15 protein-coding genes are annotated in these 12,861 nt (G+C 64.9%); 6 read left to right on the top strand and 9 right to left on the bottom strand.

Annotated elements, in window-relative coordinates:
* Position 1 precedes the first annotated feature (1 nt).
* Genes U5914_RS10745 through U5914_RS10735 form a run of 3 tightly spaced genes read right to left on the bottom strand, consistent with a single transcriptional unit; the run spans position 2 to position 2,738 of the window.
* Positions 2-1,459, bottom strand: coding sequence for an RtcB family protein (locus U5914_RS10745; RefSeq protein WP_336135762.1), 1,458 nt, complete (start codon positions 1,457-1,459; stop codon positions 2-4).
* Positions 1,460-1,515: 56 nt separating this feature from the next.
* Positions 1,516-1,935: an archease gene (locus tag U5914_RS10740; protein WP_336135761.1), complete on the bottom strand. Its 420-nt coding sequence runs from the start codon at positions 1,933-1,935 to the stop codon at positions 1,516-1,518.
* 2 nt (positions 1,936-1,937) lie between these two features.
* Positions 1,938-2,738, bottom strand: a complete 801-nt coding sequence (locus U5914_RS10735) for a DUF502 domain-containing protein (RefSeq protein WP_336135760.1) — start codon at positions 2,736-2,738, stop codon at positions 1,938-1,940.
* Between the two features lie 84 nt (positions 2,739-2,822).
* Here U5914_RS10735 and U5914_RS10730 point away from each other — a divergent pair, with 84 nt between their 5' ends.
* The 4 genes from U5914_RS10730 (at position 2,823) to U5914_RS10715 (ending at position 6,499) form a co-directional block, all read left to right on the top strand.
* Complete coding sequence (locus U5914_RS10730; protein WP_336135759.1) at positions 2,823-3,311, top strand: GNAT family N-acetyltransferase; 489 nt, start codon at positions 2,823-2,825, stop codon at positions 3,309-3,311.
* 190 nt (positions 3,312-3,501) lie between these two features.
* Positions 3,502-4,095, top strand: coding sequence for a hypothetical protein (locus tag U5914_RS10725; RefSeq protein ID WP_336135758.1), 594 nt, complete (start codon positions 3,502-3,504; stop codon positions 4,093-4,095).
* Between the two features lie 176 nt (positions 4,096-4,271).
* The gene (priS, locus tag U5914_RS10720) at positions 4,272-5,453 is read left to right on the top strand and encodes a DNA primase small subunit PriS (RefSeq protein WP_336135757.1); all 1,182 of its coding nucleotides are present in this window, start codon (positions 4,272-4,274) and stop codon (positions 5,451-5,453) included.
* A complete protein-coding gene (locus U5914_RS10715; protein WP_336135756.1) occupies positions 5,450-6,499 on the top strand; it encodes a DNA replication complex subunit Gins51 in 1,050 nt (349 codons plus the stop codon). Before priS ends, U5914_RS10715 begins: the two co-directional genes overlap by 4 nt.
* Positions 6,500-6,520: 21 nt before the next feature.
* On the opposite strand, the gene U5914_RS10710 is transcribed toward U5914_RS10715, so the two are convergent.
* The gene (locus tag U5914_RS10710; RefSeq protein WP_418766761.1) at positions 6,521-8,164 is read right to left on the bottom strand and encodes an NADH-quinone oxidoreductase subunit D; all 1,644 of its coding nucleotides are present in this window, start codon (positions 8,162-8,164) and stop codon (positions 6,521-6,523) included.
* Between the two features lie 82 nt (positions 8,165-8,246).
* Here U5914_RS10710 and U5914_RS10705 point away from each other — a divergent pair, with 82 nt between their 5' ends.
* Positions 8,247-8,909 carry a helix-turn-helix domain-containing protein gene (locus U5914_RS10705; protein ID WP_336135754.1) on the top strand — a complete coding sequence of 221 codons (663 nt, stop codon included), beginning with the start codon at positions 8,247-8,249 and terminating at the stop codon, positions 8,907-8,909.
* 21 nt (positions 8,910-8,930) lie between these two features.
* On the opposite strand, the gene U5914_RS10700 is transcribed toward U5914_RS10705, so the two are convergent.
* On the bottom strand, positions 8,931-9,374 hold the full coding sequence (locus tag U5914_RS10700) for an RNA-binding protein (protein ID WP_336135753.1): 444 nt from the start codon (positions 9,372-9,374) through the stop codon (positions 8,931-8,933).
* Between the two features lie 4 nt (positions 9,375-9,378).
* Entirely contained in the window at positions 9,379-9,591 is a 213-nt protein-coding gene (locus U5914_RS10695) for a DUF1918 domain-containing protein (RefSeq protein ID WP_336135752.1), read from the bottom strand.
* Positions 9,592-9,736: 145 nt separating this feature from the next.
* On the opposite strand from U5914_RS10695, the gene U5914_RS10690 reads away from it, so the two are divergent.
* Positions 9,737-10,303, top strand: coding sequence for an NUDIX domain-containing protein (locus U5914_RS10690; protein WP_336135751.1), 567 nt, complete (start codon positions 9,737-9,739; stop codon positions 10,301-10,303).
* A gap of 100 nt (positions 10,304-10,403) precedes the next feature.
* Here the strand turns inward: U5914_RS10690 and U5914_RS10685 are convergent, their stop codons facing one another.
* The 3 genes from U5914_RS10685 to pyrB all read right to left on the bottom strand — a co-directional run bounded on the left by U5914_RS10685 (position 10,404) and on the right by pyrB (position 12,829).
* Complete coding sequence (locus U5914_RS10685; protein ID WP_336135750.1) at positions 10,404-11,270, bottom strand: alpha-amylase family protein; 867 nt, start codon at positions 11,268-11,270, stop codon at positions 10,404-10,406.
* A gap of 198 nt (positions 11,271-11,468) precedes the next feature.
* Entirely contained in the window at positions 11,469-11,930 is a 462-nt protein-coding gene (gene pyrI, locus U5914_RS10680) for an aspartate carbamoyltransferase regulatory subunit (protein WP_336135749.1), read from the bottom strand.
* Positions 11,927-12,829 carry an aspartate carbamoyltransferase gene (gene pyrB, locus U5914_RS10675; RefSeq protein WP_336135748.1) on the bottom strand — a complete coding sequence of 301 codons (903 nt, stop codon included), beginning with the start codon at positions 12,827-12,829 and terminating at the stop codon, positions 11,927-11,929. Before pyrB ends, pyrI begins: the two co-directional genes overlap by 4 nt.
* Between the last annotated feature and the right edge of the window lie 32 nt (positions 12,830-12,861).

Raw genomic sequence — 12,861 nt, 5'->3', positions numbered from 1 at the left:
ATCAACCCTTGATATTGCAGATGGGGTAGACGCGGGCGACCTTGTCACCGATACCGAGTTCGTCGCTGACCCGGACGACCTCGTCGACGTCCTTGTAGACGCCGGGGGCCTCCTCGGCGATTGTCGCGCCGCTTTGGGCCTTGACGTAGACCTCCTGTTCGCGCAGGTCGTCCTGCACGTCGCCGCCCCAGAACTCGTTTTTCGCCTGCGTTCGGCTCATCAATCGGCCGGCACCGTGGGCCGTCGAGCCGAAGGAGAGGTCCATCGACTCCTCACCGCCGCAGAGGACGTAGGAGCCAGCGCCCATGCTTCCGGGGATGATGACCGGCTGGCCGACGTCGCGGTAGGCCTTCGGGACCTCGTGGCGGCCGGCCGGGAACGCCCGCGTCGCGCCCTTGCGGTGGACGAACAGTTCCTTCTCCTCGCCGTCGACTTCGTGGACCTCCTTTTTGGCAATGTTGTGGGAGACGTCGTACAGCAGGTCCATGCCGAGGTCATCCCAGTCCTCGCCGAAGACGTCCTCGAAGACCATCCGAGTCTGGTGGGTGATGAGTTGGCGGTTGACCCACGCGAAGTTGATGGCCGCACACATCGCGTCGTAGTAGTCCTCCGCGAGCTGGGAGCCGGCGGGCGCGGCGGCGAGTTCCTTGTCGGGAAGTTTCGACAGCAGGCCACTGTGGGCCTGTTCGATATCGCGGAGGTAGTCGTTGCAGGTCTGGTGGCCGAGGCCGCGGGAGCCACAGTGGATGAGGACGACCACCTGCTCCTTGCGGAGGCCGTAGGCCTCGGCGATGTCCTCGTCGAAGACGTCGGTCACGCGCTGGACTTCGAGGAAGTGGTTGCCCGACCCCAGCGACCCGAGTTGGTTTCGCCCACGGTCCTTGGCCTTCTTCGAGACGGCGTCGGGGTCCGAATCGTGGCGGACGCCCTCGTCCTCACAGTGGGCGAGGTCGTCGGCGACGGCGTAGCCTTCCTCCAGCGCCCAGTCCATCCCCCGGTCGAGGACGGCCTCGATGGTGTCGGAATCGCCCTCGACGACGCCACCGCCGCCGAGGCCCGACGGGATGGCATCGAACAGCGCGTCGACGAGTTCCTCCTCCTTGCCCTGCACGTCGGCGTAGGCGAGGTTAGTTTTCACCATTCTCACCCCGCAATTTATATCATACCCCACTGCTCCGGGCGAGATACAGCCGTTTTCGGCGTCGATACCCGCGACGCCGCCGACGGGGAAGCCGTAGCCCTGATGAGCGTCGGGCATCGCGAGAGCGTACTTCTGGATGCCGGGCAGGTGGGTCGTGTTCTTGAGTTGTTCGAGCGATTTGTCGTCGGCGATTTCCTCCAAGAGCGCTTCGCTGGCGAGGACGCGGGCCGGGACACGCATGTTGCCGTCGGGCGGAATCTCCCAGACGTAGTCCCGGACCTTATGAAGGGTGATGTCACCGGCTTCGAAAGTAGTCATACCCGAGGGTTCTCTCCGCGCGGTCCAATAAGTTACGACCCGACGCGGGCCGCGAATCAGACGTCGAAGACCACGTAGGCGCGCCAGCCGGTCGGGGTCTCCTCCAATTCCATCTCGGAGTAAGTGACGGCCTTGATTTCGCGGGCGGAGACGGCGTCCAGCGGGATACCGTAGGCGTGGGCTTCGAGGACCCAATCCCCGTTCCCGTCGACCGTCGCTTCGTGGTGGGCCGGCAGGACGCCGCGTACGTCCCGCTCGTAGATGAGTTCGTCCAGATAATCGAACAGGAGCGCCTCTTTGGACTCGGCCCGCAGACCGATTGAAAAGCGTTCGGCGTCGACGGCCTCGGGGTCGGGGACCGACTCACAGTGGGCGGCAGTCAGGCCGGCTGCCACGTCGGCGAACACCGCATCGAGGGAGTCGCCGCTGGCTTCGACGGCGATGTCGGCGGTGTGTTCTTTGAGTATGAAGCTCATCGCTATCCTTCGTCCGAGCGGCCGGCCGTGTCGTCGAGGTCGGTCCCCTTGACGTCGTCGATGGTGCTGACGTTGCTGAGTTGCCGGAGTTGCTCCTCGTCGAGGGCGGCCAGTTCGTCGTCGTCCTCGCCGAAGGCGACGCCGCTCGTGACGATGGACCGGATGCCCTGTTCGACGGTGAGGTCGACGTCGACGACCCGTTCCCGGGAGACGTGGATGACGAACCCGCCCATGACGGGGTTCGGGGCCATCGGCATGAACAGCGTAATCATGTCGTCGTTGCCGGTGTCCTCGGCGACCACGTCTGGCGTTTCGGCGGTTTTGAACGCGACGACGTAGGAGTCCTTGCCGGGGTATTCGACCAGTTTGACGTCCTGAAAGCTGTCGGTATCCGAATCCAGGAGGAGTTCGCTCATCTCGTTGAAACTGGTGTAGACGGAGCCGATGCCCGGAACCGAGCCCATGAACGCGTCGAACTGCGAACTCATGCGGCCGCTGCCGGAGCCGTACTCGGCGATGGCGCCGATAGCGAGGACGAGAGCGACGAACACGGTGAGCGTCAAAACCAGGATGGCCGAGTCGCTGTTGGCGCCGAAGAACGCGGTCTGCTGGAGGGCGGCGACCAGCGGGCTGAGCGCGTCGGCGATAAAGCCCAGCACGAAGGAGATGACGAGCAGGGTGATGACGAGCGGCAGGAGGATGGCCAACCCCTTGATGAACGACCGCGTGAGGACGTCCTTCGGGTCGGGCCGCTCCGAGATGACCTCCTCTGCTGCCTCGATATCGGCCGGCGCGGACGGCATGCGAAGACGAACTCATCCCGTAATTGAAAGCCTTGTGGGCTTCGGGCGGTGGAGTTATATTCGCCCGATTCTAACCTCGTGGCAGTGAGTGTCACCGTCGATACACGCGTCATCGGGACGGGGGACGACGCTCTCGTAGACGACGCGTGGGAACTCAAAGAGCGAATCCGACGCAAGGAGGGCGTCCTCAAACAGCGCCACGGCTTTTTCACCGACGCCTACCGTCGCTCCCGCGTGTACGCCCTCGTCGAACCCCAGTACGACGGCGAGCGGTTGGTCGGCTTCGCCGCGACCCGACGCGACGGCTACATCCTCTTTCTGGCTGTCGACCCCGACTACCGTGGCGAGGGCTTCGGCCGACGCCTCGTCGCCGCCGTCGCTGACGACCACAGTTCGGTCACCTGTCACGCGCGGGCGACCAACGAGGGCGCCCTCCAGTTCTACGAACACCTCGGCTTCGAGATTCAGCGCCGAATCGACGACTACTACGAGGACAACGGCGACGCCTACTACCTCCGACTCGGCGACGGCGGTCTCGCCGAGAAACTCTCGAAGTTCATGCCCGGCAAGTAGTCGGGAACCGACCAGTCGGTGGAATGGCCGGCCGCCGGTCCGTCGACGGGTGTTTTCCGCATCAAACACGTAAACCGCCGAAGAAGCGCTCTCCGTCCCGATTAAATCGTTTTAATCCGGGCAAATTCGGCGAAACTCCGTGTTACGGTTTCCCCGATTTATGTACCTCACAGCCGTCGTGCCGATTGCAATGTCAGTCTCGAAGCCACTGGTGGCAATGTTGGCGGTACTGCTCGTCGCTGGAAGCGGTGCCGCTGTGACGGGTCTCGCACAGACGGACGCCGGCGCATCGTCGGCGTCCGTCTCCGACCTGGAGATGGATGCGGCGCTGGATAACGAGACGGTCACGGTAACCGTTACCGACGACGGCGCGGCCGTCGAGAACGCCACGGTCACCGTCGAGGGCGACGAGGAGGTGACCGTCACCACCGACGCGGACGGCACCGCGACGGTCAACCGTTCGACGCTCACAGAGGATGAGGGGTCCCTCGAGGAGCTCGAAGTCGAGTACGAATCCGACGGCGCGGAGGGCGAACTGGAGTACGTCGTCGAGGACGGCTCGCTGACCCTCGTCGAAGAGGAATACGAGTACGAGGTTGAGGAAGACGACGAGGAAGACGAGGCCGATGACGACGACAGCGAGGAAGAAGACGAACGCGAAGAGGCCGAAGAAGAGGAAGACGAGGAAGACGAAGATGACGATGATGACGAAGAATCCGAGGAAGAGGACGAAGAAGCAGATGACGACGATGAAGACGACGACGAAGCCGAAGAAGACGCCTGATTCCGCTTAGGCCTCCTGCTCCGCTGACCGAAAGCGGCCCTCTCCCCGGTTCATTTTTAATAGAGGCGATTCGTGACACCCACACTGTTTGCGGTTTGCAGTAGCTATCCACGTGAAGGAACCGCACCGTATCCACGTAGGGTAACGCTTTTTCGCCCGAGTGTCGAAAGCGGGCTATGGACGGCCGCACCCGCGACTACCTGAAGGGCCGGTTCGGCGACCACTACCGCCGGGTAGCGGTCCCAACGCCGCCCGCCGCCAACGAGCGCGAGTGGGGCTACATCACGTGGAGCGACGGTGGAACGACGATGGTCCGCCACCACTCACATCTCGATTTGGTGGGCGGGGGCGGCCTCGAGGACTTCCTCGCCGGCGAGCGCCCGCGCCACGTCTACTTCTCGGCCGGCCGATACGACGACCCCGGCGCCTCCAGCATGGGACAGAAGGGCTGGCGCGGGTCAGACCTCGTCTTCGACCTCGACGCCGACCACCTGCCGGGCGTCGACCCCGAGGAAGACAGCTACGCCGAGATGCTCTCGGTCTGCAAGGACGCGCTCCTCCGTCTGCTGGACCTGCTGGAGAACGACTTCGCCTTCGACGACATGACCGTCGTCTTCTCGGGCGGCCGGGGGTATCACGTCCACGTTCGGGACCCCGGCGTGCTGGAGTTGAGCCGGGCGGCCCGGCGGGAGATCGTCGACTACGTCCTCGGCGAGGACGTCGAGTTCGAGGACATCGTCTCGACGGAAGCCGTCGCCGGGAGTGCCGGCCGGAAATCACCGGCCCAGAAGCGCTCGCTGCCGGATGGTGGCTGGGCCGGCCGCACGAGTGAGCGATTGAACGAGTTCGTCGACGAACTCCTCGCGATGGAGGAAGCCGACGCCCTGGAGCGGTTGCAGGGCTTCGACGGCATCGGCGAGGGGAAGGCCCGGGCGGCGCTGAACGCCGCCGAAAACACCCGCGAGGAAATCGCACGCGGCAACGTCGACGTTCATCCGGCGGTTCACAGCATCGCCAAGCACCTCTTTCAGTCGGTGCTGGAAGACGGCACCGCGCCCATCGACGAACCGGTCACGACCGACATCAACCGCCTCATTCGGCTGCCGGGCAGCCTCCACGGTGGGAGTGGGCTCAAGGTCACGCACATCGACCGCGACGCTGTCGAGGAGTTCGACCCGCTCGTGGACGCCGTCCCCGAGACGTTCGTCGGCGAGGAGATAACCGTCTACGTCCGCGAGGAGGTGACCGTCGAACTGCAGGGGGAAAGCTTTAGGCTCACGGAGGGAGTTGCATCCGTCCCGGAGTACGTCGGCGTGTTCGCGATGGCTCGCGGCCACGCAACAAAGGCAGGAGAATGAATCTCGACGAACTACAGTCCGTACAGGCCCGAGAGCGGCAATCCAGCGACCTCCAGCACCTGCGTTCGTCGTTCTATCGGGAGGTCGGCGAGTTCATTCAGGAGCTGACACAGGAGCGCGCCAGCGTGGTCGACCGCGCCGACGACCCCTTCTCGTCGCCCGAAGTGCGACAACTGACCAACGACATCGAGACGGCCGAACAGACCGTCGAAGCCATCTACGAACGCCGCGTCGGCAAGGTCGTCAAGAAGGCCTCCATCGCCGCGGCGGGGATGCCCGTCGACGTCGACGGCCTCACCGACGAGGAGGAATCGCTTTTCGACGACCTCGTGGTTCGCATCGAGAACAACCGCGACAACGTCCTGTCGGTGCTCGATGGCGATGCGCCTTCCGTGTCCTGCTCGGTCGATTCGGCTGAGACGGAGACGGATACCGCTGGCGTCGATGCGCCCACGGATACGTCGCCCACTCCCGACACGGAGCCGTCACCGGAGATGGATACCGGCGCCGATTCGACGCCCGACACCGAGGGCGTCAGCGCCGCGGACCTGATGGGCAGCGGGCCCGAGGAACCTGCCGAGTCGACGGGGGCCTCTCCTGCGGCCTCGGAGGCGGACGGAGGCCCCGAACAGAGCGAGACGACTACCGACGGCGCTCCTGACCCGGATGCCGACGCGCTGACCGCGACCGACGCGACTCCCGACTCGGCGCCGCCCGAAGAACCGCCCGCGCCCGACCCGGAACCGGACGCGGCTTCGCGCACAGCGGTCCAGCCCGACGACGCCCCGCCCGGGGCAGGTACCGAGGCGACGGCCGCTACCGACGAACGGACGACCCCCGACTCGTCAACGACCGACGAGTCATCCGAGGAGAGCCGTGACATCCCAGGACTCCCCCGGACGACGGTCCGCATCACCGACGACATCGGCGAGGTCGTCGGCGCCGACAACCGGGATTACGACCTCGGCTCCGAGGACGTCGTCACGCTGCCGGAACCCAACGCCGACGTCCTGGTCGACAAGGGCGCCGCCGAGCGTCTCGACTGACGCCGCTTTCGCCGTTCGTTCCTACCTGTCGACCTCGCCCATAATCGTGTCCAGACTGCCGATAGTGGCGATGAGGTCGGGGACGTACTCGCCTTCGGCCATCTCCGGGAGCGCCTGCAGGTTCGAAAAGGAGGGCCCACGAATCTTGAAGCGGGCGGGCTTTTCGGTGCCGTCGGCGCGGATGTAGATGCCGAGTTCGCCCTTTGCGGCTTCGATGGCGCGATAGATTTCGGTGTCGGGGTCTGGCTTGAGCGTCCGCGGGACGTTGGCCTGAACCGTTCGGTCCTCGGCGGGCCACGCCTCCAGCAGGTCGACACACTGGGCGACGATTTTCGCGGATTCGGCTATTTCACCGAGGCGGACGGCCACGCGGGCGAAGTTGTCACAGCCGTCGTCGGTCACGACGTCCCAGTCGAGTTCGTCGTAGTAGCCGTAGGGGTCGTCCCGCCGGAGGTCGTAATCGACGCCGGACCCGCGGGCGACGGGGCCGGTACAGCCGTAGGCCTTCGCGCGGCCGGGCGGCAACTCGCCGACGCCGACCGTCCGGACCTGAAACAGTTCGTTGCTGGTCAGGAGGTTCCGGTACTCGGTGAGTTTCTCGGGGAGGCCGTCGACGAACTCCCGAATCGTCTCGAAGAACTCCTCGCGAGGGGTCGGGAGGTCCCACGCGACGCCGCCGAGACGGAAGTAGTTGAACATCAGTCGCTGGCCGGTGAGGTCCTCGAGGATGTCCTGTGTGAGTTCGCGGTCGCGGATGGCGTACTGGAAGGCGGCGGTGAACTCCCCGAGGACGTCCAGCGCATAGGTTCCGACCGCGAGGAAATGCGAGAGGATGCGGCTGAGTTCCGCGGCCATCGTCCGGATGACCTGTGCGTACTCGGGGACCTCGATGTCGGCGAGCGACTCGGCGGTCCGGGCGTAAGCCCACTCGTTGAGGATGCCGCCACCGCCCCAGTCCCAGCGGTCTGGGTAGGGCATTATCTGGTGGCGGTAGGTCCCCTGCTGGCACATCTGCTCCTCACAGCGGTGGATGTAGCCGATGTCGGGGTCGACGTTCGCCACCGTCTCGCCGTCCAGTGTCACCGCGAGATGGAGAACGCCGTGGGTGGCCGGGTGGTGCGGGCCGACGTTGACGAGCATGGTGTCGCCTCCGGTGTGATGTTCCTGCAGGGGGTTTTCGTGACGGCGATAGGGGACGGCCTGCGGCTTCTCGGGGTCGTAATCCTTCGAGAGCGGGTGGCCCTGCCACGTCTCCGGCAGAAATATCCGCCGGAGGTCGGGATGGTCGTCGTACTCGATGCCGACGAGGTCGTAGGCTTCCCGCTCGTGCCATTCGGCGGTTCGGTAGACGTCGGCGGCCGACTGGCTTTCGCGGGCGTCGCGAGGCGTCGGCACCACGACGCTCAGTTCGTCCGTGGGGTCGTCGTACTTCCGGAGATGGTAGATGGTCTCGTAGCGGTCGTCGTAGACCTGTGCCGTCACGCAGGCACAGTGGTCGTAGTCGAGTTCGTTGCGAGCGGTCCGGAGCGCGGCGGCCACCTCGTCGGCGCGAACGACGACGGCAGGGGCGTTCAGATGCGTCTCGGTGGTGACGGCGTACTGCTGTAAGGGAGCAGGAACGTCGTCACTACCTGGGTGTTCCCTCCCAACTGTCTCCATCGACATACTTCACCGAACGGGCCGAATCGGGGCGTCAATACAGCCTAACTCGCTAGGATATTTTAATACGGAACCACATCGCCCCACCGTGAAATCCCTCCGCTGTACGCTCCGGTTCGAGGAGGCAGCGATGCATCCGGTCCATCGTCGACTGACGACTGACGACGCACTGGTTTCGGATCAGCTCTTGCACAGCCACCGCGCATCCGACGGCCCGGACACGCTGTTGTTCTACGTCGAAGGCGACCACGAGGCGTTCGTCGACGCGCTCGAAGCGACGGAGCGTATCGTCGATTATCGGGTCACGCAGCTGGGTGACGACGCCTGTTACGCCTACGTCCGCGAGGACTCGACGGAGTTCGACGCTCGACTGGAGGACGCCTTCGAACGCCCCGGACTGCTGGTCGTTCCGCCCGTGGAGTTCCGCAGCGACGGCACCGCACGGCTCACCGCCGTCGGCGAACCCGACGCGTTACAGGCCGCGCTCGAAAACGTGCCTGCGGAGGCCAAAATCGACGTCGACCGTATCGGCGACTACAACGACCCGCCGTCGACCGCCGACGCCACGCTCACTGACCGACAGCGCGAGGCCGCCGCTGCGGCCTTCGAGTTGGGGTACTACGACGTGCCGCGTGAGGGCTCGGTCCAGGAGGTTGCCGAACGATTGGACTGTGCCCCGGGAACGGCCTCGGAACACCTTCGGAAGGTCGAACAGCAGGCCGTTGCGGCACTGCTAGAGCGGGCGCCGTAACGTCGCAAAAGGACCGCTGGGTTAGAGTTCGCCTTCTTCGGCGAGTGCTTCTAGCGCCTCGCGGGCGGCGGCGACGGCCTTCTCCTTTTTCGCGGGGTAGGCTTCGACCTTCCCGCGGAACATGAGGCCGGAGCCGAGTTCGACGTCGCCGTTGAACGCGGCTTGTTTGTCCAGTTGGATGAAGAACGCGCAGTTGTCGTCGATGCGCTGGTCGAGTTCGTCCATGAGGACGTCGATGTCCTCGAACTCGGCGAGTTTCGTGAGGGCGTGCCGCATCTCGTCGGCGCGTTCGAGGCGCGCCGAGAGGACGAGAATCCGGTCGCCGTGGTGCCCCTCGCTTTCCTCGCGTTCGATGTCGACGTCGTCGGGGAGAAACGTCCGCAGCGCCGCCTCCACCCGTTTTTCGTCCTCCGTCGAGTAGCAGAACGTCCGGAGGTCGACGTAGTGGAACGGGACGGCGCTCATCTGTTCACTCGTCGTCGGCGTCTTCTTCGTCGGATTCTTCCTCTCCGGCTTCCAGCGAGTCCTCGGGGATGCCGGCTTCCTGTCCCTCCTCGAACTGGACGATGTAGGTGTTGTCGCCGAACATCGTCTCGGAGACCTGCGTGACCTCACCGGTTTCGCCGTCGAACTCGCTGTGTTCGTCGTGCAGAACGACGTTATCGCCTTTCTCGAATGCCATACCTTCGCTTTTCGCCGATGCGGAAAAAGCCCGTCGTTTCGCCGTGCGAACGCTTTTTGCCACGACGGGCCGAAGTAACTGGTATGGATATCTTACGCAACACGTCACAGGACCGCCCGCCGACTGTCCCTCCACAGGAAGGGCGATGACAGTCGTCGACGGCCTGTGGTATCTCGCCGACGAGGCCACCCAGCGCGCCGAACAGGCCTACCACCGCACCACCGATGCACACGGCGGCGGCCGCCTCGAACGCACTTACCGCAAGCGCGTCTCCCGTGGCCGATTCCGGACCCTCGCCGAACGCATCCAGCGCTGTGGCGCGCCCTACGGCGCCCACACGCTGGTCTATCGCCCCTCTGGGGAACTGCTGGTCGTCCGCCACGAGGGCGTAAACATGTGGGTGTTGCCCGGCGGCGGCGTCGACGGCTCCGAGTCCTTCCGGGAGGCCGCCGAGCGCGAACTCGCCGAGGAAGCCGGCATCGACGCCAGTTACGAGGGGCTGGCGATGCTCAACCGCGTCGAGATCAGCTGTGGCGCCCACGATACGTGGGGTGTTCTCCCCGTCTTCTGTGCGGTGGCGGAGACGACGACGCCCAGCGTCGAGGACCCCGACGACGAGATCAGCAAAGCCCGGTGGTTCGAACCGGAGGACCTTCCGGAGGACACCCGCGACCGGGAGGACCTCATCGATGCCGTCCGTGCGGTTGCCTGATACGGTTTATTGTAACAGTTTACCGGTCATCGCCGACACGGGGGCGATGACCGGTAAAAGACTACAATAATCCGTATAACCGGCGGAAACAGCTCTCTTCTCACCACTCGACGCCGTCGCGCTCGTCGGCGTCCATCCGGCGGAGCGCCGCCCGCGCGTTCGAGGCCTCGTAGCCGAACAGGACCGTCTCGGCGTACTCCTCGGCGACGTCGGCGGCGTGAATCAGGTCGTCGATGTCGACGTCGACCGCGTAGAGTTCGATGCTGAGGGGGGTGTCGAGTCGGTCGACGAAGCCGCTGGCGATGGTTTCCAGCCAGTAGGTCGTCCCGTAGTGGGTGTCGTACAGCGGGACGACGAACTCGTCGACGAGCGGTTCGATGGCCTCGAGGTCAATGCCGGCCCGCTCGTAGAGGTGGCCCTCGTAGGGGTCCGGATACAGCGTCATGTACGTCTTCCCGGGGATGCGGTCGGCGGCTTCCGCTACGAAGTCGGTGATGACCTCGGCGCGCCACTCGTAGCGGTCCTCGATGTCCGTCTCCTCGGGGGGTGGGCCCTCCCCGTCGGCGTGGCGGGACTCGACCCACTCCTCGAACCGCTCGTTACAGCGGTCACAGTAGCAGTATTCGGGGCGAGGAAAGCCCACATCGTCGAGGCGGATATCGGGGTTGACTTCGGCACAGTCCTCGATAATCTCCAGTAGACCCTCCCGATAGCCGTCGTGGGTCGGGCAGATGTAGGCCCAATCGAAGTAGGTTCGGTCCCGGTTGGCCTTCTGGCCGTCGGGATTGACGGGGACGAGTTCGGGGTTTTCCTCGCCGGCCGCGTTGTCACCGAAGCAGGATATCATGCTCACCGCTTCGTCGATGGGTTCGGCCGACCGCCCCGAGACGTCCTTGACCTCGTAGAAGGCGCGGTCGAAATCCGGCCACCGGGCCTCCTCCTCGTTTCGCGTGACGACGCCGTACATATCGGGACTCGGCGCTCGGCGTGGGTAAGTCGTTCGGAAAAGGTAGTCGGGAGGCGATACTCCGTGGGTCTCCCCACCGTGGCGTTACCGCTTTTTGACGTAGAGCAGGGCGGCCGCGGCGACGAGGACCAAAGCGAGTACTTTCTTCGACATACAGGGAGAGATTCGGCTCCCCGGAGCATAGTCTTTCCGCCGTCGCTACGCGACGCTGATGTGGGCCGCGATGGCCTCCCGGATGATGGTGTCACAGTAGGCACAGCGGACGCCCTCCTCGAGGACCTCGAAGCGGGACTCGACGGGCTCGTTTTCGGTCGTGATGCAGTTGGCGTTCGGACACGAGAGGACGCCGCTGACCTCGTCGGGCCGGGAGACGCGGTGTTTCTCGATGACGTCGAAGTCCCGGACGATGTTGATGGTCGCCGCGGGCGCGATGAGCGAGAGGACGTCGACCTCGTTTTGGCTCAGCTCGCGGCCCTCGACCTTGACGATGTCCTTGCGGCCGAGGCGGTCCGAGGGAACGTTCATCCCGACGCTTACCTCCTCGCCGGAGGAGCCGTCGATGCCGAGGATGGCGAGGACGTTGAGCGCCTGCCCGCCGGTGATGTGGTCGATGACGGTACCGTTCTCGATTTTGGAGACGCGGAGTTCGGTTTCGGTCATAGTATCTGGTCCAGAAGCGCCATGCGGACGGGAACGCCGTTGTGTGCCTGTTCGAAGTAGGTCGCGTGGTCGGTCGCATCGACGTCCGGCGCAATCTCGTCGACCCGCGGCAGTGGGTGCATCACCGTGAGGTCGTCCTTGGCGTCCTCCAGCATCTCGGCGTCGATGCGGTACTGGCCGGCGACCTGCCGATACTCGTTTTCGTCGGGGAACCGCTCGCGCTGGATGCGCGTGACGTAGAGCACGTCGAGGGCCTCCAGCACGTCCTCGATTTCCGTATGCTCGCGCACCTGTGCGCCCGATTCGTGGAGGTCGAATCGGACGCTTCGTGGAAGTCGTAGGCTCTCGGGGCTGATGAAGTGCTGGCTCACGTCGAAGTTCGTCAGCGCGTGGGCCAGCGAGTGGACCGTCCGGCCGTACTTCAGGTCGCCCATGATGCCGATGGTGAGGTCCTCGAAGCCCGCGTTTTCCCGAATCGTATAGAGGTCCAGCATGGTCTGGGTCGGATGCTGGCCGGCGCCGTCGCCGGCGTTGATGACGGGCACGTCGACGAACTCGCTGGCCAGTTTGGCCGCTCCCTCGGAGGGGTGCCGCAACACGATTCCGTCCGTGTAGCCCTCGATGACGCGGACGGTATCCGCGAGACTCTCGCCTTTCTTCACCGACGAGGACTCGACGCTGCCCATGTCGACGGTGCCGCCGCCCAGTCGCTTCATCGCGGTATCGAAGGACATCTTCGTCCGCGTGCTGGGCTCGAAGAAACACAGGCCGAGCAGCGTCCCGTCCTGCGCATCGGCGACCGCGCCGGGGTCGTCGGCGATCTCGGCGGCACGGTCCAACACCGCCTCGATATCATCACGCGATAACTGTTTCGCGCTGATGAGGTGGTCGTGACGCATTAGAGGAACACCCGGTTCGAACGCTCTTGAAT

The organism is Natronomonas amylolytica (genome assembly GCF_037031205.1).
Lineage (GTDB): Archaea > Halobacteriota > Halobacteria > Halobacteriales > Haloarculaceae > Natronomonas > Natronomonas amylolytica.
Note: the sequence above shows the minus strand (reverse complement) of the source record. Positions and strands in the feature narration are given on the sequence as shown.

Excerpts from the sequence above, each read along its gene's own strand:
- U5914_RS10745 (WP_336135762.1), bottom strand. The coding sequence starts at position 1,459 with ATGACTACTTTCGAAGCCGGTGACATCACCCTTCATAAGGTCCGGGAC.
- U5914_RS10740 (WP_336135761.1), bottom strand. The coding sequence starts at position 1,935 with ATGAGCTTCATACTCAAAGAACACACCGCCGACATCGCCGTCGAAGCC.
- U5914_RS10735 (WP_336135760.1), bottom strand. The coding sequence starts at position 2,738 with ATGCCGTCCGCGCCGGCCGATATCGAGGCAGCAGAGGAGGTCATCTCG.
- U5914_RS10725 (WP_336135758.1), top strand. The coding sequence starts at position 3,502 with ATGTCAGTCTCGAAGCCACTGGTGGCAATGTTGGCGGTACTGCTCGTC.
- priS (WP_336135757.1), top strand. The coding sequence starts at position 4,272 with ATGGACGGCCGCACCCGCGACTACCTGAAGGGCCGGTTCGGCGACCAC.
- U5914_RS10715 (WP_336135756.1), top strand. The coding sequence starts at position 5,450 with ATGAATCTCGACGAACTACAGTCCGTACAGGCCCGAGAGCGGCAATCC.
- U5914_RS10710 (WP_418766761.1), bottom strand. The coding sequence starts at position 8,164 with ATGTCGATGGAGACAGTTGGGAGGGAACACCCAGGTAGTGACGACGTT.
- U5914_RS10700 (WP_336135753.1), bottom strand. The coding sequence starts at position 9,374 with ATGAGCGCCGTCCCGTTCCACTACGTCGACCTCCGGACGTTCTGCTAC.
- U5914_RS10695 (WP_336135752.1), bottom strand. The coding sequence starts at position 9,591 with ATGGCATTCGAGAAAGGCGATAACGTCGTTCTGCACGACGAACACAGC.
- U5914_RS10690 (WP_336135751.1), top strand. The coding sequence starts at position 9,737 with ATGACAGTCGTCGACGGCCTGTGGTATCTCGCCGACGAGGCCACCCAG.
- U5914_RS10685 (WP_336135750.1), bottom strand. The coding sequence starts at position 11,270 with ATGTACGGCGTCGTCACGCGAAACGAGGAGGAGGCCCGGTGGCCGGAT.
- pyrI (WP_336135749.1), bottom strand. The coding sequence starts at position 11,930 with ATGACCGAAACCGAACTCCGCGTCTCCAAAATCGAGAACGGTACCGTC.
- pyrB (WP_336135748.1), bottom strand. The coding sequence starts at position 12,829 with ATGCGTCACGACCACCTCATCAGCGCGAAACAGTTATCGCGTGATGAT.